At 74.1% G+C, this 21,172-nt stretch carries 17 protein-coding genes; 5 read left to right on the forward strand and 12 right to left on the reverse strand.

Going from position 1 to position 21,172, the window contains the following annotated elements:
* Positions 1-35: 35 nt before the first annotated feature.
* From cofG to ACODR5_RS05350, 5 genes are all read left to right on the forward strand, one after another.
* Entirely contained in the window at positions 36-2,549 is a 2,514-nt protein-coding gene (gene cofG, locus ACODR5_RS05330) for a 7,8-didemethyl-8-hydroxy-5-deazariboflavin synthase CofG (RefSeq protein ID WP_488982956.1), read from the forward strand.
* Entirely contained in the window at positions 2,546-4,093 is a 1,548-nt protein-coding gene (locus ACODR5_RS05335) for a flavin-containing monooxygenase (protein ID WP_488982957.1), read from the forward strand. Before cofG ends, ACODR5_RS05335 begins: the two co-directional genes overlap by 4 nt.
* The gene (gene fgd / locus ACODR5_RS05340; protein ID WP_449854402.1) at positions 4,090-5,103 is read left to right on the forward strand and encodes a glucose-6-phosphate dehydrogenase (coenzyme-F420); all 1,014 of its coding nucleotides are present in this window, start codon (positions 4,090-4,092) and stop codon (positions 5,101-5,103) included. Before ACODR5_RS05335 ends, fgd begins: the two co-directional genes overlap by 4 nt.
* Entirely contained in the window at positions 5,100-5,780 is a 681-nt protein-coding gene (gene cofC, locus ACODR5_RS05345; protein ID WP_488982958.1) for a 2-phospho-L-lactate guanylyltransferase, read from the forward strand. Before fgd ends, cofC begins: the two co-directional genes overlap by 4 nt.
* A gap of 270 nt (positions 5,781-6,050) precedes the next feature.
* Complete coding sequence (locus ACODR5_RS05350) at positions 6,051-6,593, forward strand: DUF937 domain-containing protein (RefSeq protein ID WP_460816167.1); 543 nt, start codon at positions 6,051-6,053, stop codon at positions 6,591-6,593.
* A gap of 15 nt (positions 6,594-6,608) precedes the next feature.
* Here ACODR5_RS05350 and ACODR5_RS05355 read toward each other — a convergent pair whose 3' ends face one another.
* The 12 genes from ACODR5_RS05355 to hemE all read right to left on the reverse strand — a co-directional run bounded on the left by ACODR5_RS05355 (position 6,609) and on the right by hemE (position 21,150).
* Positions 6,609-7,499, reverse strand: a complete 891-nt coding sequence (locus ACODR5_RS05355; protein ID WP_488982959.1) for a hypothetical protein — start codon at positions 7,497-7,499, stop codon at positions 6,609-6,611.
* 70 nt (positions 7,500-7,569) lie between these two features.
* Complete coding sequence (gene hemL, locus ACODR5_RS05360; protein WP_488982960.1) at positions 7,570-8,886, reverse strand: glutamate-1-semialdehyde 2,1-aminomutase; 1,317 nt, start codon at positions 8,884-8,886, stop codon at positions 7,570-7,572.
* Between the two features lie 58 nt (positions 8,887-8,944).
* Positions 8,945-9,928, reverse strand: coding sequence for a porphobilinogen synthase (hemB, locus tag ACODR5_RS05365; protein WP_488982961.1), 984 nt, complete (start codon positions 9,926-9,928; stop codon positions 8,945-8,947).
* Positions 9,925-10,776, reverse strand: a complete 852-nt coding sequence (locus ACODR5_RS05370) for a uroporphyrinogen-III synthase (protein WP_449854408.1) — start codon at positions 10,774-10,776, stop codon at positions 9,925-9,927. Before ACODR5_RS05370 ends, hemB begins: the two co-directional genes overlap by 4 nt.
* Positions 10,773-11,792, reverse strand: coding sequence for a hydroxymethylbilane synthase (gene hemC, locus ACODR5_RS05375; protein ID WP_449854409.1), 1,020 nt, complete (start codon positions 11,790-11,792; stop codon positions 10,773-10,775). The genes ACODR5_RS05370 and hemC overlap by 4 nt, the downstream gene beginning before the upstream one ends.
* Entirely contained in the window at positions 11,789-12,490 is a 702-nt protein-coding gene (hemQ, locus tag ACODR5_RS05380; protein WP_449854410.1) for a hydrogen peroxide-dependent heme synthase, read from the reverse strand. The genes hemC and hemQ overlap by 4 nt, the downstream gene beginning before the upstream one ends.
* A gap of 113 nt (positions 12,491-12,603) precedes the next feature.
* On the reverse strand, positions 12,604-17,196 hold the full coding sequence (locus ACODR5_RS05385; protein WP_488982962.1) for a carboxypeptidase regulatory-like domain-containing protein: 4,593 nt from the start codon (positions 17,194-17,196) through the stop codon (positions 12,604-12,606).
* 207 nt (positions 17,197-17,403) lie between these two features.
* Positions 17,404-17,679 carry a hypothetical protein gene (locus ACODR5_RS05390; protein ID WP_460816155.1) on the reverse strand — a complete coding sequence of 92 codons (276 nt, stop codon included), beginning with the start codon at positions 17,677-17,679 and terminating at the stop codon, positions 17,404-17,406.
* Positions 17,669-18,094: a phage holin family protein gene (locus ACODR5_RS05395; RefSeq protein ID WP_460816153.1), complete on the reverse strand. Its 426-nt coding sequence runs from the start codon at positions 18,092-18,094 to the stop codon at positions 17,669-17,671. Before ACODR5_RS05395 ends, ACODR5_RS05390 begins: the two co-directional genes overlap by 11 nt.
* A complete protein-coding gene (locus ACODR5_RS05400) occupies positions 18,094-18,414 on the reverse strand; it encodes a hypothetical protein (RefSeq protein WP_460816151.1) in 321 nt (106 codons plus the stop codon). The genes ACODR5_RS05395 and ACODR5_RS05400 overlap by 1 nt, the downstream gene beginning before the upstream one ends.
* A gap of 106 nt (positions 18,415-18,520) precedes the next feature.
* Positions 18,521-20,101, reverse strand: coding sequence for a protoporphyrinogen/coproporphyrinogen oxidase (locus ACODR5_RS05405; protein WP_488982963.1), 1,581 nt, complete (start codon positions 20,099-20,101; stop codon positions 18,521-18,523).
* Positions 20,098-21,150: a uroporphyrinogen decarboxylase gene (gene hemE / locus ACODR5_RS05410; protein WP_488982964.1), complete on the reverse strand. Its 1,053-nt coding sequence runs from the start codon at positions 21,148-21,150 to the stop codon at positions 20,098-20,100. The genes ACODR5_RS05405 and hemE overlap by 4 nt, the downstream gene beginning before the upstream one ends.
* Positions 21,151-21,172 lie beyond the last annotated feature (22 nt).

The following is a 21,172-nucleotide window of genomic DNA, read 5'->3' on the forward strand; positions in this document are numbered from 1 at the left end:
GAGCCACCCGGCTCCCGCGGTGAGAGACTGAAGCGGTGACGCTGATCGACCCGGCCCCCACCACGGCCGACGCGCTCGCCCGCGCGGCGCGCGGGGCCCGGCTGGGCGCCGATGACGCCCTTGCGCTGCTGCGCGCCGAGGGCGGCGAGTTCGAGCAGGTGCTCGGGCTCGCCGCCCGGATGCGCGACGAGGGCCTCGAGGCCGCCGGACGCCCCGGCATCATCACGTACTCGCGCAAGGTGTTCATCCCGCTCACCACCCTCTGCCGCGACCGCTGCCACTACTGCGTCTTCGTCGACACCCCCGGCCAGCTGCTCAAGAAGCACAAGCCCGCGTACATGTCCGAGGAGCAGGTGCTCGCCGTCGCCCGCCGCGGCGCCGCCATGGGCTGCAAGGAGGCGCTGCTCACCCTCGGCGACCGGCCCGAGGATCGCTGGCCCGAGGCGCGCGCCTGGCTCGACGAGCACGGCTACGCGTCCACCCTCGAGTACGTCGGCGCGATGGCGCGCCTCATCACGGCCGAGACGGGCATGCTCGCCCACCTGAACCCGGGCGTCATGCGCCCCGACGAGCTCGAGATGCTGCGGCCGACCGCCCCGTCGATGGGCGTGATGCTCGAGACCACGTCGCGCCGCGTGTTCGAGGAGCCGGGTCAGGTGCACTACGGCTCGCCCGACAAGGATCCGGCCGTGCGCCTGAAGCTCATCGACGACGCCGGCCGCGCGCGGATCCCGTTCACGACGGGCATCCTCGTGAGCATCGGCGAGGAGCTGCGCGACCGCGCCGAGTCGATCGTGGCGCTGCGCGACGCGCACGACCGCCACGGGCACATCCAGGAGGTCATCGTCCAGAACTTCCGGGCCAAGCCGCGCACGGCCGCCGCCGGGGCGCCGGACGCGTCGCTGCTCGAGTACGCCGCGGCCGTGGCGGTGACGCGGATCGTCATGGGGCCCGGCATGCGGGTGCAGGTGCCGCCGAACCTCTCGGACCCTGCGGAGTTCGGCCTGCTCGTGCGCGCCGGCATCGACGACTGGGGCGGCGTCTCGCCGCTCACCGCCGACCACGTGAACCCCGAGCGCCCGTGGCCGCACCTCGACGACCTCGCGGCGGCGACCGCGGAGCTGGGCTTCACGCTGCGCGAGCGGCTGACCGCGCACCCGCGGTACGTGCGCGACGCGGAATGGATCGATCCCGCCCTGCGTCCGGCCGTGCTCGCGCTGGCCGACGAGGCCGGGCTGGCGGTCGAGGGGCTGCGGCCGACCGGGGCGCTTTCTGTGGTCGCTTTATCTCCGGCGCTGCGCGCCTCCGTTCAGCAACCGATGGGTTCCCCCTCCCCGGTAACCGAACGGAACGGCGCAGCCGCACGGCAACCCGGCAGGGTCATCTCGTCCGGCTCCACCGGCCTCATCGCCGCCGTCATCGACCGGGCGGGGCAGGACCCCGCCTCGCTCGAGGACGACGAGTGGGAGCGCCTGCTGCTCGCCACGGGCGACGACCTCGAGGCCCTCGTGCGCACGGCCGACGACGTGCGGCGCTACACGGTGGGCGAGGCGGTGAGCATCGTCGCGAACCGCAACATCGCCTCGTCCGGGTATCGGTCGACGGGACGCGGCCCGGCGACCGTCCGCGCGGCCGGCGTGCAGCAGGAGGGCGAGGCCTTCGACCTCGACACGCTCGCGGAGGCCACGCGGGACGCGTGGGATCTCGGGCTCGGCGAGGTGTGCGTCCAGGGTCTGATCGACCCCGCCGAGCCGGCCGAGAGCTACCTCGCGATCGCGCGCACCGTGAAGCATGCCGCACCCGGCATGCACCTTCACGCGTACCGCCCGCAGGACGTCGTCGACCTCGCCGCGCGATCCGGCCAGGACGTCGAGGGCGCGCTCCGCGCCCTGCGCGAGGCGGGGGTCGACTCCGTGCCCGGGACCGGCATCAAGCTCGCCAGCGAGCGTGTGCGCGCCCTCGTCGCGCCGGGCGACCTGGAGATCGATCGCTGGATCGAGACCATCACGGCCGCGCACGAGGCCGGGTTCTCATCGACGTCCGTGATGTTCTACGGCCACGTCGAGACCGCCGCCGAGCGGATCGCGCACCTGCGCACCCTGCTGGCGATCCAGGCCCGCACGGGCGGCTTCACGGAGTTCGTGCCGATCCCCCTACCCGGCCCGGCCGGCGGCGTGCCGCTCGTCCCGGGACGCGCGGCGCTCGACGAGCACCGGGCGATGATGGCCGTCTCGCGCCTCATGCTCGGGGAGTCGATCCGGCACCTGCAGGTGCCGTGGACGCGCCACGACCGCGCCGCCACGGCCGAGCTGCTGCGCAGCGGCGCCGACGACCTGGGCGGCACGCTGCTCGACGGGCGCGTGCTGCCGCGGGCGGGCATCGAGGCCGGGCAGGAGCTGCCGCTGGCCGAGGCGCGCCGCATCGCGCAGCGCCTGTTCCGCCCCTTCCGGCTGCGCACGACGACGTATGCCGAGCCGACGGCCGAGCGCAAGGCGGCGGCCGAGGCCGGCGCCGCCGGCACGCCCGCCGCCCCGGAGACGGCCGGATGACGACCGTCATCGTCGGCGCCGGCTTCGCCGGGATCGCCGCGGCGATCGCGCTGCGGCGGCAGGGGATCGACGACTTCGTGCTGCTCGAGCGCGCCGACGCCGTCGGGGGCACGTGGCGCGACAACACGTACCCGGGCGTCGCGTGCGACGTGCCCTCGCACCTGTACGGCCTCGCGTCACACCCGTGGCCGGAGTGGTCGCGCACCTTTGCGCCGGGCCACGAGATCCGCGCCTACCTCGAGCACGTCGTGCGCGCCGAGGGCCTCGAGCGTCACCTGCGCCTGGGCACCGCGCTCGCCGGCGCCCGTTGGGACGGCGCGCGGTGGATCGTCCGCACCGCGGGCGGCGCGCGGATGCACAACGAAGGAGATGCGGCCGCATCCCCCACCGGAAGGGCCTCCGCGGCGTCCGATCCGCACGATCTTCCTTCGTTGTGCAGCGACGAGTTCACCGCCGATCACCTGATCCTCGCGTGCGGGCGGCTCACCGAGCCGCGCATCCCGCATATCGCCGGGCTGGAGACGTTCCCCGGCCCTGTGGTGCACTCCGCGCGCTGGCGCGACGACGTGCCGCTGCACGGCGCGCGCATCGCGGTGGCCGGCACCGGGGCCAGCGCCGTGCAGCTCGTGCCGGAGCTCGTGCGCCGCGGCGCGCGGGTCACGCTCATGCAGCGCACGCCGGCGTGGATCGTGCCGCGCGGCGACCGGGCCGTCTCGCCGGACGAGCGGCGCGCGTGGCGCGAGGATCCCGCGGCGCTGCGGGAGGTCCGCGAGCGCCTCTACGCGGAGGGCGAGGCGCGCTTCGCGTCGCGCTCGGGGGATCCGCGCGCAGCGCCGGAGGCGCGGGCGATCGCGCTCGCGCATCTCGAGGCGCAGGTGCCCGATCCGGCCCTGCGCCGCGCCCTCACGCCCGAGTACGCGTTCGGGTGCCGGCGCGTGCTGCTCAGCGACGACTTCTACCCCGCGATCGCCTCGGGCGCCGTCACCCTCGTGCCGAGCGCGCTGGCCGCCGCCGACGGATCCGCGCTCATCGCCGCCGACGGCACCCGGCACGAGGCCGACGCGCTCGTCCTCGCCACCGGCTTCCAGGCCGCGCGCCAGCCGTACGCGCACCTCGTGACCGGCGCGCACGGCCGCACGCTCGACGAGCACTGGTCGGGCGGATACACCGCCGTCGGCTCGACGCTCGTGCACGGCTTCCCGAACCTCTTCGTGCTCGGCGGGCCCAACGCCGCGCTCGGGCACAACTCGGCCGTGCTCGTGCTCGAGGCGCAGGCCGCGTTCGCCGCGGAGCTCGTCGCCGTCGGCGCCCCCGTGCGGGTCACGGCCGAGGAAGAAGCCGAGGCCTCGAGCGAGATCGACGCCCTCGCCGCCGGCACCCCCTGGCTCACCGGGGGCTGCCGCAGCTGGTACGTCGACGAGCGCAGCGGCCGGCTCACCCTGCTGTGGCCGGGCACCGTCGACGCGTTCCGCGCGCGCCTCGACCGCGTGCGCGACCGTGTGATCCGCACCATCCCATCCGCCACGACCGTAGGAGCACCATGACCGTTCCCATCCGATTCGGCTACAAGGCCTCCTCCGAGCAGTTCGGCCCGCGCGAGCTGCTCGACTACGCCGTGCTGGCCGAGGAGGTCGGCTTCGACTCCGTCTTCCTCAGCGACCACCTGCAGCCGTGGATGCACGAGGGCGGCCACGCCCCCGCCGCGCTGCCGTGGCTCGGATCCGTCGGCGAGCGCACCTCGCGCGTGCTGCTGGGCACCTCGGTGCTCACGCCGACCTTCCGCTACCACCCCGGCGTCGTCGCGCAGGCGTTCGGCACGCTCGGGGCGATGTACCCGGGCCGCATGATCCTGGGCGTGGGCACGGGTGAGGCGCTCAACGAGGTGACCCTCGGCCTCGAGTGGCCGGAGCCGCCCGAGCGGTTCCAGCGCATGAAGGAGGCGATCACCCTCATCCGCCGGCTCTGGGAGGGCGAGCGGGTCACCTTCGAGGGCACCTACTACTCCGTGAGCAACGCGACGATCTACGACCGACCCGAGCAGCCCGTGCCGGTGTACATCGGCGCCTCGGGGCCCGCGGCGACGCGCCTGGCGGGGCGGATGGCGGACGGCTGGATCACGACGAGCGGCAAGGGCGACGAGCTCTACACCGACAAGCTCATCCCGGCCTTCGAGGAGGGGCTCGAGAAGGGCGGGCGCCGCCGCGACGACGTCGACACGATGATCGAGGTCAAGGTCTCGTTCCGCCCCGACAAGGCGAAGGCGCTCGAGAACACGCGCTTCTGGGCGCCGCTGGCGCTGAAGCCCGAGGAGAAGACGGGCGTGCACGATCCGATGGAGATGCAGCGCCTGGCGCAGGAGCTGCCGATCGAGCGCGCCGCGAGCCGCTTCATCGTGAGCGACGACGTCGAGGAGCACATCGCCGCGATCGAGCGCTATCTCGACCTCGGCTTCCGCCACCTCGTGTTCCACGACCCGGGTCACGACCAGGAGGCCTTCCTGCGCCTCTACGGCGAGGAGGTGCTGCCGCGCCTGCGCGAGCGGCACCGCTCGTGAGCGGCGCCCGCGGCTGGAGCGTCGTCGTCCCCGTCAAGCCCGCGGCGATCGGCAAGTCGCGGCTGGAGGTGCCCGGCGTCGACCGCGCCGCGCTGGCCCGCGCCATCGCGCTCGACACCGTCGCGGCCGTCGCCCGCGCGGGGAGCGTGGCCGAGGTGGTCGTGGTGACGGACGACCACGGCGTGCGCACGGCCCTCGCCGCCCTGCACAACGAAGGAGAACGGGGCGGGGATCGGGCGGATCCGGCCCGATCCGGGGGTGCGGCGGAGGGATCTCCTTCGTTGTGCAGGCCGCGCGCCGTCGCGGACCCGGGCGGCGGGCTGAACGCGGCGATCGCGGCGGGCCTGGCGGCGGCCGCCGGGGGCGCGAAGGCGGCGCTGCTCGGCGACCTGCCGGCGCTGCGTCCGGACGATCTCGACGCGGCGCTGGCCGCCGCCGGGGAGGGACCGGCCGCGGTGCCGGATGCCGAGGGCACGGGGACGACGCTGCTCGCGCACGCCGAGCCGGCGATCCTGCGCTTCGGTGCGGACTCGTTCGCGCGGCACCTCGCCGCCGGCGCCGCCCGCCTCGACATCGCCGAGACGAGCACGCTGCGGCACGACGTCGACACGGCCGCCCAGCTGGATGAGGCCCGCGCCCTCGGCCTGGGCCCCCGCACGGCGGCCCTGCTCCCCTGACGCGGCGCCGCGGTGTTCCGCAGCCGATCAGTGCCACCCCTCGGTTGCGGAACGAAGTGAGCGCCAGCGAACGAAGATGAAGCGACCACAGCAACTCCACGCCGGCTGCGGTGGTCGCTTCATCTCCGCGACTCCGCCGCTGGAGTTCCGCAGCCGATGGGTGCAACCCACCGCCGCTCCAGGGTCTGGCGCGCGGTCGGCGGCGGCAATACGGTGAGCGCAGCGGGACGGCGGCCGATCGGGCCGCGCCGCCCACACCCGGGAGGGCACATGGCCGGCCTCGACGACATCCTGAAGAACCTGCCGATCGGCGACATCGCCGCCAAGCTCGGCGTGGACGAGGGCACCGCGCTCTCGGCCGCGCGCGAGGGGAGCCAGACGATCCTCGGCGGCCTGCAGAAGGAGACGCAGACGCAGGAGGGCGCCGCCGCGCTCGAGAGCGCACTCGCGAAGCACGCCGGCGAGAAGCGCGTCGCGTCGGCGGACGACATCGACGAGGAGGACGGCAAGGGCATCCTCGGGCACATCTTCGGCGGGCAGCAGGACCAGGTCGCCCAGAAGCTGACGGCCTCCGAGAAGACCACCGGCGGGATCGACTTCGCCAAGCTCCTGCCGCTGCTCGCGCCGATCGTCATGAACGTCGTGGCGAACCGGAAGAGCGAGAAGCAGGCCGAGCAGGACGGGGGCTTCGACCTGGGCGGCCTGATCGGCGGACTCGTCGGCGGCGGATCCTCGGGCGGATCGACCGGCGGCGGGATCGACCTCGGCGCGATCGGCGACGTGCTGGGCGGCTTCTTCGGCGGGCGCAGGTAACCCGAGCCGCCCGCCCTACGACGCGGGCGTGAAGGGCGGCGTGACCCCGTCGGCGTAGACGGGTGCGGGCAGCACCGTGTCGGTCGCCCCGTCGCGGATCGCCCGGATCGCGTCCGCGATCTCGGCCGAGTTCTCCGGCACGGGCAGGCCGCATGCCGCCAGCTCGGAGGCGAACTCCAGCGTCAGGCGCGTCTTGCCCGCCGCTACCGCGTCGGCCGTCGTCCCGGTGGCCTGCGGCGTGCTCGCGTTCTCGACATCGGGCACCTCGGCGCACACGTGGTAGACGCCCCCGCCCTCGACCCACACGACCTCGTCCTCGCCGAGGATCTGGATCACGGTGGACCGATCCGCCGTGTACTGCTCGACCGACGGCGGGTCGACATCGATGCCGAGCGCGATCGCGACGACCGCGATGACGCCGCCGATCGCTCCCGCGATGCCCTTCTGCGACTTCGACATGTCCTTGTTCATGAGGACGAGGATGATGAGGGGCACGAACGCGACGACCGCGACGATGGCCCCGAGCTGGTTCTGCACGAAGAACCGCACGGTGTCCGAGCGCCTGGCGGGGTCGATTCGGTTGGCGCGCTTCCACAGCATCGAGCCGGTGATCGACAGCGCGCCGATCACGACGAAGGCCACGATGAGCGAGATGAACGCCCACTGCGGGAACTCGTAGCCGACCTCGTGCGCCTCGAGCAGGCCGGTCTCGTCGTCGCGGACGATCCCCTCCTCGCCCACCGGCACGCGCTGGCGCAGCAGCCAGAAGATGGCGACGAGCTCGAGCGCGATCGCGACGATCCACAGCACCCACGAGACGATCCGCAGCGTCGTCGCCTGCTTCTTGCCCGCCTCGGTCGGCTTCCAGTCGGCCGCGGCCGCCTTCTCGGTGGTGTTCTCGGCCATGATCCCCCCCATACGCCGATCCCCCTGACCGGCGGATCGAGCATAGCGGCGCGCCGCCGCTCGCGGGGATCTACGCGGCGGCCGCGGCGCGCGCGGCGGCGGGCAGCGCCGCGGTGATCCGCTCGAGCGCGGCGGCGTCGTGTGCGGCCGTGAGGAACCAGGCCTCGAAGACGCTCGGCGGCAGGTGCACGCCGGCGTCGAGCATGGCGTGGAAGAACGGGGTGTAGCGGAAGGCGTCCTGCGTCTTGGCCCGCTCATACGTCACGGGCGCCTCGTCGAGGAACGCGAGCCCGAACAGGGTGCCGACGCGCGGGACGGCGTGCGCGACGCCCTCCGCGGCGAGCGCGGCCGAGAGCGCGTCGATGACGACGGAGGCCGCGGCGTCGACCGCGACGTACACCTCGGGGGTCGCCAGCTCGAGCGTGCGGATGCCGGCGGCCACCGACAGCGGGTTCCCCGACAGCGTGCCCGCCTGGTAGACGGGTCCGGACGGCGCGAGGTGCTCCATCACGGTGCGCTTGCCGCCGAGGGCGGCGAGGGGCATGCCGCCGCCGATCACCTTGCCGAACGTGACGATGTCGGGCTCGTAGGCCTCGCCGGACTCCACCTGCAGCCCCCACATGCCCGCGGCGTGCACGCGGAAGCCCGTGAGCACCTCGTCGAGGATGAGCAGCGCACCGTGGCGGTGGGCGACGTCGGCGAGTCCGCTGTTGAAGCCCGCCGGCGGCACGACGACGCCCATGTTGGCGGGCGCGGCCTCGACGATCACCGCCGCGATGCGGTCGCCGTGGGTCTCGAACGCCGTGCGCACCGCGTCGAGGTCGCCGTAGGGCAGCACGAGCGTCTCGGCCGCGACCCCCGCGGGCACGCCGGCGGTGCCGGGCAGCGCGAGCGTCGCCACGCCCGATCCGGCGGCGGCGAGCAGCCCGTCGGAGTGGCCGTGGTAGTTGCCGTCGAACTTCACGAGCAGGTCGCGGCCCGTCACGCCGCGCGCGAGGCGGATCGCCGTCATCGTCGCCTCGGTGCCGGTGGAGACGAGGCGCACCTCCTCAACCGGGGCCAGGCCTCCGGCGCGCACGCGCTGCGTCACGAGCTCGGACAGCCGCACCTCGCCCTCGGTGGGCGCGCCGAACGACAGCCCGCGCGCGGCCGCCTCCTGCACCGCCGCGACGACCTCGGGATGCGCGTGGCCCAGCAACGCCGGGCCCCACGAGGCGACGAGGTCGACGTACTCGCGACCCGCGGCGTCGGTGACGTACGCGCCCCGCGCGGAGGCGAGGAACCGCGGCGTGCCCCCGACCGATCCGTACGCCCGCACCGGCGAATTCACCCCACCGGGGATGACATCGCGGGCGTGGGCGAACAGTTCGTCGTTGCGATCGGCCATGCTCCCATTCTCCCGCGCCCCGCCTGGGCGCGCCCGGTGCGGCCGGAGCGCGGAGAGGTCAGAGCTCGGCGCGGAGCCAGGTGGCGGCCTCGGCCGCCCAGTAGGTGAGGATCGCGTCGGCGCCCGCCCGGCGAATGCCGAGGAGGGAGTCCTGGATGGCCGCGCGGCGATCGATCCAGCCGTTCGCGGCGGCGGCCTCGATCATCGCGTACTCGCCCGAGACCTGGTAGGCCCACACGGGGATGTCGACGGCCGCCCGCACGTCGGCGAGCACGTCGAGGTACGGCTGCGCGGGCTTCACCATGACGATGTCGGCGCCCTCCTCGGCGTCGATCGCCGCCTCCTTCACGCCCTCGCGGGCGTTGGCCGGATCGAGCTGGTACGTGCGGCGGTCGCCCCTCAGCTGCGAGTCCACGGCCTCGCGGAAGGGGCCGTAGAACGCGCCGGCGTACTTGGCCGAGTACGCCATGATGAGCGTGTCGGCGAAGCCCGCGGCGTCGAGCGCCTCGCGCACGGCTGCGACCTGGCCGTCCATCATGCCGCTCAGGCCCAGCAGCGCCGATCCCGCGCGTGCCTGCGCGACGCCCATGGCGGCGTAGCGCTCGAGCGTGGCGTCGTTGTCCACCGATCCGTCGGCGGCGAGCACGCCGCAGTGACCGTGGTCGGTGAACTCGTCCAGGCACAGATCGGTCTGCACGACGAGCGCGTCGCCGACCTCGGCGACGACGGCCTCCGTGGCGACGTTGAGGATGCCGCGCGGATCGTCGGCGCCCGATCCGGTCGCGTCGCGCACGGCCGGCACGCCGAAGAGCATGACGCCACCGACGCCGGCCTCGGCCGCCTCGGCGGCGGCGCGGCGCAGCGTGTCGAGCGTGTGCTGCACGACGCCCGGCATGGACGAGATCGCGACGGGCTCGTCGATCCCCTCGCGCACGAACATCGGCAGCACGAGCTGCGACGGCACGAGGTGCGTCTCGCGCACGAGGCGGCGGACGGCGGGGGACTGCCGCAGGCGGCGCGGCCGGTGCTCGGGGAAGCTCACCTGTGCTCCTGGGGTCGGTCGACCACCGCGTTCGAGCCCGTGTCGGCGATCGCGAGCGCCTCCGGGGTCGGCGGCGGCACGGGGATGGCCGCGAGCGTGTCGATCAGCGAGTCGATCGTCTGCGTCGGCGCGACGACCCGCACCGGCAGGCCCACGCGCTCGGCGTCGCGCGCCGTGCGGGGGCCGATCGCGGCGATGACGGTCTGATCCGGGATCTGCGGGAACTGCTCGCGCACCTGCTCGGCCACCGATCCGCTCGTGACGAGGATCGCGTTGATCCGGCCCGTCTCGACGTCGCGCGCGACGCGGTCCGAGACCGGCACGCCGATCGTGCGATACGCCACGACGCTGCGCACGTCGTGCCCGGCCTTGCGCAGCGCGGTCGTGAGCACCGGCTTGGCGATCTCGCTGCGCAGCGCGAGCACGCGCCGCGGCTCGGTCTCGAGCTCGATCATCTGGTGCGCGAGCCCGGCGGCGGAGTTCTCGATCTCGGGCACGAGGTCGACGCGGTAGCCGACCGCCGCGAGGGCGGCGGCCGTCGTCTCGCCCACGGCGGCGACCTTCGTCGTCTCGGGGATCGTCGCCTGGTACGCGTAGAGCACGTCCACCGTCGTGGCACTCGTGACCGTGAGCCAGTCGAACCGGCCCTCGCGCAGATCGGCGAGCGCCGCCTCGAGCGTGGCCACGTCGTCGGTGGGCGCGAAGTTGATGAGCGGCGCGATCACCGGCACGGCGCCCTTGGAGCGCAGTGTCGCGGCGACGCCGTCGCCCCACGGTCCGCCGCGGGGGACGAGCACGCGCCAGCCCGAGAGGGGCCTGGCGGTCTTCGCTTCTGTGTCTGGAGTCATGGAGTGGGGGGTCCCGATACGAGGTCGCTCGCCCCGGCCTCGAGCAGCCGACGCGCGACCTCGTTTCCGATGTCGTCGGCGCGCGGGTACGCGCCGGAAGCGTCGTCGTCGGCGCTGCCTGTGTCCCGACTATACCCCTGGTCGCCGGAGGCGGAAATCGGCCCGATCAGCCGATCCTCCGCCCAGCGCACGGTCTGCGACGGGTCGGCGCCATACACCTCGGCGCGCAGCCGCAGGCGCTCGCCGTCGACGATCGCGTGCACGCCGACGGGCGCGTGGCAGCCGGCCTCGATGCCCGCGAGGATCGTCCGCTCGACCGTCTGCGCGCAGCGGGTGGCCGGATCGTCGAGGCGGCCGACCGCGGCGAGCAGCTCGGCGTCGGCGTCGTCGCGCATCTCCACCGCCAGCACGCCCTGCCCGGCCGCCGTGGGCCAGTCCTCGAGGTCGCGCGGCTCGACGTGCAGGTCGATCTCGGCCCCGAGGCGCGCCAGGCCCGCCGCGGCGAGCACGATCGCGTCGAGCTCGCCGTCGCGCACGCGCGCCATGCGCGAGTCGACGTTGCCGCGCAGATCCCGGATCTCGACGCCCGGGTTCGCGGCGCGCACCTGCGCGATGCGTCGCGGCGATCCCGTGCCGACGAGCGATCCGGCCGGCAGGTCCTCGAGCCGCGTGCCGTCGCGCGTGATGATGACGTCGCGCGCGTCGGCGCGGCGCGGCGTCGCGGCGATGACGAGGCCGGGGGCCGGCGAGGTCGGCAGGTCCTTGAGGGAGTGGACGAGCAGGTCGCACTCGCCCGCGAGCAGCGCCTCGCGCAGCCGCGTGGCGAAGACGCCCGTGCCGCCGAGACTGGCGAGCGAGGCGCGCGTCGTGTCGCCCTCCGAGACGATCCGCACGAGCTCCACGGGGCGGCCCGTGACCGCCTCGAGGTCGCGCGCCACCATGCCGGACTGCGCCATGGCCAGCGCGCTGCGGCGCGTGCCGAGCCGGATCGGCGCGCCCGCTGCCGGGGTCGTCACTGCAGCACTTCCGGGATCTCGTCGAGCGCGATCCGGCGGCCGGTGAAGAAGGGCACCTCCTCGCGCACGTGGCGGCGCGCCTCGGTGTAGCGCAGCTCGCGCATCATGTCGACGAGGTCGGTGAGCTCGTCGGCCTCCATCGGCAGCATCCACTCGTAGTCGCCGAGCGCGAACGACGCCATGGTGTTGGCCGTGACGCCCGTGAACGCGGCGCCCTTGCGGCCGTGATCGGCGAGCATCGCGCGGCGCTCCTCGTCGGGCAGCAGGTACCACTCGTAGCTGCGCACGAACGGGTAGACGGTGAGCCACTCCTTCGGAGCGATGCCGCGGAGGTAGCCGGGCACGTGGCGCTTGTTGAACTCCGCGTCGCGGTGCACCGCCATCGCGTTCCACGTGGGCAGGAGCGGGCGCAGCAGCTCGGTGCGGCGCAGGCGGCGCACGGCCTTCTGCAGATCCTCGGCGACGGGTCCGTGCAGCCACACCATGAGGTCGGCGTCGGCCCGCAGCCCGCTGACGTCGTAGAACCCGCGCACCGTGACGCCGCGCTCGGAGAGGAATCCGACGATGTTCTCGAGCTCGGTGGGATCGGTCTCGCTCACCGCCTGCGCCGGGTTGCGGCGCCACACGGCCCAGAGGCTGTAGTCGTCGCCGGCGCGCTCGGGGGCGTCGGCCTGGTCGAGGGGCTGGTTCTGCGCCATGCCGTCATTCTCCCACCGCGAGGTGAGTGATCGATCCGCGTTCCTGGGGCCGCCGCATCCGGACCGGGAGTGCTCCTTCGGGTCGAGCCTCCCGGGCCCGGATGCGGAGCGGATCAGGCGTTGCGCCTCGCGCGACGACGGCTGAGGAGCAGCACGCTGCCCGCGATCAGCAGCATCGACGCCACGGCGATCGACGTGCCGACCTCCGTGCCCGTGTCCGGCAGCTTCCCCGCGACCGTCACGGGCGCCCAGGCGACGACCGCGCCGTCGGCATCCGTGAACACGACGCGGTGCTCGCCCGGCGCGACGGAGGCGGGAACGCTCAGCGTGACGACGCCGTTCGCGTCCGACGTCCTCCACCCGAGCGCGACCGGCTCGGAGAACATCCAGACGTAGTAGTCGGTGCGCGGCGCGAGGCCGGCGACCGTGAACGTCCCGCCGGCTACGGCGGAGCCGCTCGTCACGCTCGCGCCACCGCGGTTGCCGCCGTTCAGCGTGGCCGCATCGGGCGCCTCCGGATCGCCGCCACCGCTGGACGGCAGAACGACGGTCGGCTCGGGCTCCGACGTCTCCATAGGCGCCGGCGTCTCCGTGGGCTCCGGCTCCGGTGTGGGTTCGGGCGCCGGGGTCGGCTCCGGCGTCGGCGTGGGCGTCGGCTCGGGCGTCGGCTCCGGCGTCGGCTCCGGCGTCGGCTCGGGCGTCGGCTCGGGCGTCGGCTCCGGGTCCGGCGCCGCGTTCGTCCGCTGCGTGCGCGATGCCGCCTCACCCGCTCCGGCCTCGTTGCGGGCGGCGACGCGCACCGTGTACTCCGTCGCAGCCTCGAGGCCGGCGATCGTCGCCGACGTGCCGCTCACGCTCACCGTCGCGCCCGGCACGGCCACACCGGCCGTGAGCACCTCGACGACGTACCCGTCGATCGTCCCGCCGCCCGTGTCCGCGGGCGCGTCCCATGCGACGCGCAGCCCGGTCGGCGACACCGCCTCCACCGAGGTGATGACCGGCACCCCCGGCACCACGATCCGCTCGGTGGTGAATGCGACCGGCCCCGCGGCGGCACCCACCCCGGCGCTGTTGCGCGCCGCGACCGTGACCTCGTACGCCGTGGCCGGGCTCAGCCCGGAGATCGGGAGGGAGCGCACATCGCCGACCTCGATCACGCGCGGCGCGGGCGCGCCCTCGGCCCGCACCGAGACGACGTAGCCCGTGACGGGCGCACCGCCGTCGACGGCGGGCGGTGCCCACGACACGGTCGCGCCGCGCGTCGTCACCTCACCCACCGACGGCGCCGCCGGGATGCCCGGCGCCACGACCGGAGCGGTGACGGTGAGGATCGCCTCGCGAGAGATCCTCTCCTCGCCGTCCCGCGTGAACACGGCGCGGAAGACGCGCTCGCCGACCTCGTCAGTCTCGACGGAGAGGGTGGTGTCCGTGGCACCCTCGAGGTCTCGCCACTCGCCGTCGATGCGCTCCTGCCACTGCAGGTCGGGCTGCGGCCGGCCGGAGGCGATGGCCGTGAACTCGGCGTACCCGCCCGCCTCGACCGCGACGCTCACGGGATTGCGCGTGATCTCGAAGGCCTCGGTGAGCGTCTGCTCCGGGCGGAGCGGCTTCTCGCCCTCCTCCAGCGGCAGCGGACGCGGCACCTCGATCTCGGGCGTGCGCTTGCCCGCCTCGATCTCGATGATCTTGGCCTCCGCGCGCGTGGCCTTGTTCGGATACCACGACGTGCCGTGCTCCTCCGTGTACACGTACAGGGTGTAGCGGCCGGGGTCGACCGGCGGCAGCTCGAACCGTCCGTTCTCGTCCGTCGTCGTCTCGATCCCGAGGATCGCGTCGGCCGGGTCCTCCGGGACGAACATGCTGCGCAGCACGGAGAAGAGCGAGAGCTCCGGCGCGGTGGCGAGGCCCACCGTCGCCCCGGCGAGCGGCTTGCCGTCGGCGCCGATGATCGTGCCGCGGGCCACGCCGCCGAGACCGAGACGAGCCTCGATGCCGGTGAGCGGACGGTCGACGATCGTGATGGTGCGGGCCTGCTCCTCGGACGCCGCGCCGTCGTACCACTGCTCGACGTAGAGGCCCTCGTAGTTGCGGAACACCAGCGTGTACTCGCCGGGAGGCAGAGCGGGAGTGGTGAACGTGCCGTCCGAGTTCGTGTAGACACCCCTGCTCATCCAGTCGTCGCCGACGCGGCGCACCACCGACACATCGATGTCCTCCAGCCCGACGTCGAGGTTGTCCGCGCGCACCGTGCCCGAGATCGAATAGGCCGGCTGCCGGTAGACCGTGTGACCCACAAGACCCTCCGGGGGCACGGTGACCGGCGCCGGCGTGACGAAGGCGTCATCGGCGAGGCCGATGCGGTACGCGCCGGGGCCCGGCAGCTCGAGCGTGTACGCGCCATGTGCGTCGGTGTACGCGTAGGTCCAGGTGTCCTCCTCGCGCACGGACACGTACGGCAGCGGCTCTCCGGTGAGCGCGTCGATCACGGTGCCCGTGACGGTCACGCCCGCCTCGAGCGTGGCATCCAGCACCACGGGCGCCTCGCCGAGCGCGGGCGCCACGACCGGCTCCGCCTCGTCGCGCGTGACCGCCTCCGGCCACCACTGCGTCGCGACACCCTCGCCCGTGAACTCGACGAAGTACTCGCGGCCCGCAGTGAGGTCGTAGAACGCGTAGCCGCCCTCGTCGTCGAGGTAGCTGTTCCGGGAGTTCCACCAGCCGCCGCCGTCCGACCACTCGCCCGGCTCCCACCAGTGGACCGTCACCTCTCCGCCGCGCAGCGGCTCGCCCGTCCGCGCGTCCGTCACCGTCCCGATGATCTGGGGCACCAGCTCGAGCGCCTGGGCCTCGGTGTGCTGGCCCGCCCGCACGGTGATCGCCTCGCCATAGATCGACTGGGTGCCATCGATCACGTACCGGAGGCTGTAGCGACCCTCCGCGACGCCCCACATGTCCCACGTGCCCCACGACGCGTCGCCGCGCACCAGATAGAGGCGCTCGCTGAACACGGCACCCTCCATCGGGTCGAGGTAGATCTCGAGCGACTCGATCGTCTCGGGCACCGTGAACGCGCCGTGAACGGCGCCCCCGATCTTCTGCGCGATGTCCGCCGCATCGAAGACGCTGCCGTCGCCGATCTCGATCGCCGACGCTCCCGGCCGGGTGCCGTCGCCGCCGTACCAGGTCTGCGCGCCGAACGGCTCGGACCGATCGATCGCCACGGCGTAGTTCTGCGGCGCCAGCCGCGGGAACTCGTAGGATCCGTCCGCCCCCGTGGTGGTCGTGCGCACGGGAACCTCCTGGTTGCTCGCGCGGTACAGGCTCACACGCGCCTCCGCGAGAGGCTCACCCGACGAATCCGTCACCACCCCCGAGATGGAGCCGGTGCCGCCGCCGACGTGCACGGCCTGCGGCTCGTCGTCCGAGAGGGTCACAATGGTCGCCTCCTCGCGAGACGTCGCGTTCTCCCACCACACCGTCCGGTACTCGCCGGTGTCGTTCCACACGCGGAAGCTCACGACCACGTCGGCGCCTGCGGGAAGCTCGAACGTGACGGCGGGAGTCGATCCGTCGATGAAGCCGGAAGCGAGCTCGGCAGCACCGTCCGCCTCGAAGACCTGCACGAACGTGTGTGCGTCGGAGTACGTCTCGGCCGTCAGCAGCGCCACTGGCGGGAGCGCGAGCGGCTCGGGATAGACGAAGTCCTGTCCGGGTAGGAGCTCCACGGGGCCGCCCAGCGGGATCGTCGTCGTCCCGCCCGCGTCGTTGCGGAGCCCGACGCTCAGCCGCATCGTGCCGGGGAGGACGCTGTGAACGGCGAAGGAGCCCGTCGCCGCGTCATAGTCGGCGACCGCGAGCATCGTTCCGTCGTTGCGCACGAGCTGGACCCACTGAACACGCTCGCGGAGGCCCTCCGCGAGCGTGCCCGACACGCCCGCACCCTGCACGGCCGCGATGTCGACGCCGGTGGCGTCGCCATCGAGCGTGAGCCGCTCGGCGGTTTCCCAGGACGTGCTGCCGCCGTAGAACGTCGTCATGAGGTTGTCGCGCCCGCGGAAGTCGGCGCTCACGGTCCACGCGCCCGACGCGAGTCCGGTCAGCACGTACCGCCCGGCCTCGTCGGTGATGGCGCAGCCGATGTGCGACGAGGCCCATTCATCGCCGTCCTGCTGCTGCCGCTCACCGAGGATGTAGGCCCCGGCGATCGGCCGGCCCTGCGCATCGCGCACCGTGCCGGAGATCGAGTGGGGCCCCGCGCCGGCGGGCGCGTTGCACCACGCATCGGCCGGTGTCTCGGCCGCGGCGGCGGCGTGGGGAGTCACGGCGTTCGCCGCGTCGGAGGAGACGGCGTGCTCCGCGTCCGTCGGCGTTGCGCCGTCCGCACCGTCGATCACGGTCTGAGCGCCCGCTCCGTTCGTTTCGGGTGCGCCGTACTCGGGCGCGGGCGTCGAGCCGTCCGACTCGTCGCCCGCCAGGCCCAGCTCCTGGTCGAGGGCCGCTGTGGGCACCTCCGACGACGCCGCGTCGGCACTCGCCTCGGGGGACGCCGCATCGGCTCCGGTGTCGGCCGTGGCCTCGATGACGGGGGCGAGATCGTCCGCGGCCAGGGCGGGCACCGCCGCTCCGCCGAAGACGAGCGCGAACGCAGTGATCAGTGACAGCAGCGTGGCCGCGCGCGTGCCGCGGCGACGGTCGTGGTGACGCACAGAATCTCCTCGGTCCGGGAACCCCGACGGGTCCCGTTCAGAGACTTCTTAGCAACGTCCCGCTCGCGCGCACCGCCCCTACCCGGGCAGCCATTTGTAGAGACGCACCCGTTTCGCACGCGGGCGCACACTGTTCTCGACAAGTCCCGGACGATCCCAGACGAACTCGGAAGATCCGGACGCCCGGCAGCGCCCCGCCGCGGAGTGTCAGCCGCGCTTGCTCAGCAGCGTGACGAGGCCCCACACGGCCGCGCCGACCGCCGCGGCGATGGCGACGGCGCCCGCGGCGGCGAGACCGGGCTCGCGGCGGGCGAACGCCTTCGCCTCCGCGACCTTGCGCTCGGTGGCCTCCGCGGCGCGCGCCGGCACGTTGGCCTTGTGCTCGATGGCGGCGAGCGCCGCCCTGAGCTCGGCCCTGGCGCGCTCGACCTCGTCGGTGATGCCGCTCGGGACGACGGTCTTGGGCAGCTCGTCAGAACTCATCGGCGAACTCCTTCACGATGCGCGCGTCGGTCTTGACGGCCTTGCCCGGCCCCTCGAGCCTCTGGATCTTGCGGACGTGCCCGAAGTAGGCCCACGCGCCGGCGACGGCGGCGAGGACGATGCCGATCGCGACGACGATGAGCGCCGCGACCCACAGGGGCATCCACAGGTCCAGCAGGATCACGAAGAATGCGAGGAACGCCGGGATCGTCCAGAACAGGAAGAAGAGGGCGATGATCCCGAAGACGGCGGTGAGCCCGCCGTGCTTGGCGAGCTGCCCGACGTAGCCCTTGGCGGCCCGGATCTCGGCCTTCACGAGGTCGGAGACGAGCCCCGGAACGTCGCCGATCAGCGTCAGCAGTCCGTCATCCGCCCGATCGCGGACGGGCGAGGGACGCGAGGTGCGCGGGGACATCAGTGGTCCGCGGCCTTCTTCACGTCGTCGACCGTGTCCTTCGCCTCGTCGATGACGGCGTCGAGCTTCTGCCCGGGCGTGCCGGTGTTCGAGGCGATGGTCTTCACGACGCCGACGAGGCCGCCCCACGCCGCGGCCGGCACCTTCATGGCGCCCGAGGCGGCGAGGTCCTTGACCCGGCCCACCTGCTCCTGCACGGGCTCGAGGTTCCACACCTTGGCGGCCTGCGTCTTGATCTGCTCGTACCGCTTGCGACCGGCGCGGGTGCCGAGCACGTAGCCCACACCGAGCCCGATCACGAGTCCCACCTTGCCCCTCATGGGGTCTCCTCACGTCGTCGGAGTGCGTCGGCTCCCACGATAACCCGCTTGTGTTTCGGATGCATTCCGCTTGCGGAATCCGTTGGCGCGCGGTAGAACATGCGCCTCAGCCGAACAGCGCCGCGCGACGGAGGCGCTCGGCCTCGCCGATCGCGTCGGGCACGACCTGCGCCAGCCCCGTGCCCGAGAGCCAGGCTCCCGCCGCGCCGAGCCCCGGCACGGCCTCGATCGCGGTGCGGGCCGCGCGTGCGTCGTCGCGGCGCCCGATGGTGGCGGCCGGCTGCGACTGCGAGAAGCGCTCGAGCGCGAACCCGCGCACGCGATCGGCGGGCAGCGGCACGCCGAGCAGCGCCGACACCTGCTCGCGCGCGAGCTCGGCGGCCTCGTCTGCGGAGAGCCCGTCCGTGGCGGGCGCGTCGCCCTGGGCGCCGAACGAGACGCGCACCACGTGCCGGCCGGGGCCGGCCGCCTCGGCGACCCAGCCCCACTTCGCCGTGGCGTGGGTGAGTGCCTTGGCCCGGAAGGATCCGGGCACCGTGAGCACGCCCGTGCCGCGCGGGGCCGCGTCGAGCTCGGGCGCATCGAGCACGAGCGTGGCGACGTGCACGACGGGGCCGGGGCGCGGCGGCTCCACCGCGAGCGCGGCGGCGTGCGGGGCGAGCAGGCGGCGCGCCGCCGGCTCCTCGGTCGCGACGATGACGAGGTCGAACGCGGCGGGCTCCGGGGCGCTCGGGGCGGGGGCTGCGGCCGGCGATTCGGTTGCGGTGGTCGCTTCATCTTCGCGGCCTTCGGCCGCTTCGTTCAGCAACCGGTGGGTGTCGGTGGCGTCGCTCGCCGGCTCCGCGTCGCCCTCCGGCGCGACGACGATCCAGCGCTCGTCCTCGCGCTCCAGCGCGGTGACGGGGGTGCCGGTACGGATCTGCACGCCGAGCTCGACGAGCCGCGTCGCGAGGGCGTCGACGAGCGTGCCCATGCCGCCGCGCAGGCCCTGCACCGCCGATCCGGGGGCGCCCGCCTTGGCGCGGCGCTCGCGCTGCAGCAGGTCGACCGCGCCGAGCAGCGACCCCGTCTTCGTCAGCGCGCCGTTCAGCCCGGGGGCCGCGGCATCCGGATCGATGTCGTCCGGGTGCGCCGAGTACACGCCGTGCGTGACCGGCGCGACCAGCCGATCCCGCACCCGCTCGCCCAGCCGCGTGCGCACGAGGTGGCCCAGGCTCCGGTCCCGGCCGATCGTGAGCAGCGGCCGCACGCGGTCGAGGTACGCCCGCCACGCGCCGCCCCACCCGATGACGCGGCGCACGTCGTCGGCGAACGGGTTGGCCGGGATGCCCAGGATGCCGCCGGCCGGCAGGGGGGCCGCGGCGCCGCCGGGCAGACCGGCGACCCAGGCGCCGCCCGCGCCCGTACCGGGCTCGACCACGAGGTCGCCCAGCCCGAGCTCGTCGACGAGCGCGCGCACGTGGCCGCCGCGCGTGGCGAAGCTCTCGGCGCCCAGGTCGAGCCGGAGGCCGTCGACCTCGCCCGAGCGCACGGCGCCGCCGAGGCGGTCCTCGGCCTCGTAGAGCGTGACGCCCATGCCGACCTTGGCGAACTCGAGCGCGGCGACGAGGCCGCCGATGCCGCCGCCGATCACGGCGACGCGGGTCTCGACGGCGCGCTCGTGCAGGCGCTCGAGCTCCTCGCTCACTTCGATCCGCTCCCGTCCGCCGCGGCCTCGGCGTGCACGTGCTCGACGATCCGGGTCAGCACGTCGGGGTCGGTCTCGGGCGGCACGCCGTGGCCGAGGTTGACGACGTGGGCGCGGGCCGCGCGACCCCGGCGCAGCACGTCGCGCACGTGCGCCTCGAGCACGGGCCACGGGGCGCCGAGCAGCGCCGGGTCGATGTTGCCCTGCAGCGTCGTGTCGGATCCGACGATCGCCGCGGCCTCGTCGAGCGGCAGGCGCCAGTCGACGCCCACGGCGTCGGCGACGCCGTCGAGGCGCATGTCGGCGAGGAACGGGCCCGTGCCCACGCCGAAGTGGATCACCGGCACGGGCAGGTCGGCGACCGCCGCCTTGGAGTGCGGCGCGACGAAGGCGCGGAAGGCGGCAGGCGACAGCGATCCGGCCCACGAGTCGAACAGCTGCACGGCCGCGACGCCCGCCTCGATCTGCGCGCCGAGGAACGCGCGCGAGACGCGCGAGAGCCAGCCGGCCAGGCGGTGCCAGGCCTCGGGATCGGCGTGCATCATGGCCCGCGCGCGCAGGTGCTCCTTGGAGGGGCCGCCCTCGACGAGGTAGGCCGCGAGCGTGAAGGGGGCGCCGGCGAACCCGATGAGGGGCGTCTGCCCGAGCTCGGCGGTGGTCAGGCGCACGGCCTCGCGGATCGGATCGGCGGCCGCGGCGACCTCCTCGGGATCGATCGACGTCACGCGGGCCACGTCGTCCGCCGTGCGCACGGGCGCGGCGAAGACGGGTCCGCGGCCGGGCTCGATCTCGACCTCGATGCCCGCCAGCCGCAGCGGCACGACGATGTCGCTGAAGAAGATGCCCGCGTCGACCCCGTGCCGGCGCACCGGCTGCAGCGTGATCTCGGCCGCCAGCTCGGGCGTGAGGCACGCGTCGAGCATGCGCGTGCCCACGCGCAGCTCGCGGTACTCCGGCAGCGAGCGACCGGCCTGCCGCATGAACCAGACGGGGGCGGTGGCGGGGCGGTCGCCGTGCAGCGCGCGCACGAGCGCGGACGTGGAGGTCATGCGTCCATTCTTCCCATCGCCC

The organism is Microbacterium sp. FG3 (assembly GCF_057809335.1).

Coding starts and splice junctions, on each gene's coding strand:
- ACODR5_RS05350 (WP_460816167.1), top strand. CDS start 6,051: ATGGCCGGCCTCGACGACATCCTGAAGAACCTGCCGATCGGCGACATC.
- ACODR5_RS05400 (WP_460816151.1), bottom strand. CDS start 18,414: ATGAGGGGCAAGGTGGGACTCGTGATCGGGCTCGGTGTGGGCTACGTG.
- ACODR5_RS05390 (WP_460816155.1), bottom strand. CDS start 17,679: ATGAGTTCTGACGAGCTGCCCAAGACCGTCGTCCCGAGCGGCATCACC.
- ACODR5_RS05370 (WP_449854408.1), bottom strand. CDS start 10,776: ATGACTCCAGACACAGAAGCGAAGACCGCCAGGCCCCTCTCGGGCTGG.
- fgd (WP_449854402.1), top strand. CDS start 4,090: ATGACCGTTCCCATCCGATTCGGCTACAAGGCCTCCTCCGAGCAGTTC.
- hemQ (WP_449854410.1), bottom strand. CDS start 12,490: ATGGCGCAGAACCAGCCCCTCGACCAGGCCGACGCCCCCGAGCGCGCC.
- hemL (WP_488982960.1), bottom strand. CDS start 8,886: ATGGCCGATCGCAACGACGAACTGTTCGCCCACGCCCGCGATGTCATC.
- ACODR5_RS05335 (WP_488982957.1), top strand. CDS start 2,546: ATGACGACCGTCATCGTCGGCGCCGGCTTCGCCGGGATCGCCGCGGCG.
- ACODR5_RS05395 (WP_460816153.1), bottom strand. CDS start 18,094: ATGTCCCCGCGCACCTCGCGTCCCTCGCCCGTCCGCGATCGGGCGGAT.
- ACODR5_RS05355 (WP_488982959.1), bottom strand. CDS start 7,499: ATGGCCGAGAACACCACCGAGAAGGCGGCCGCGGCCGACTGGAAGCCG.
- hemE (WP_488982964.1), bottom strand. CDS start 21,150: ATGACCTCCACGTCCGCGCTCGTGCGCGCGCTGCACGGCGACCGCCCC.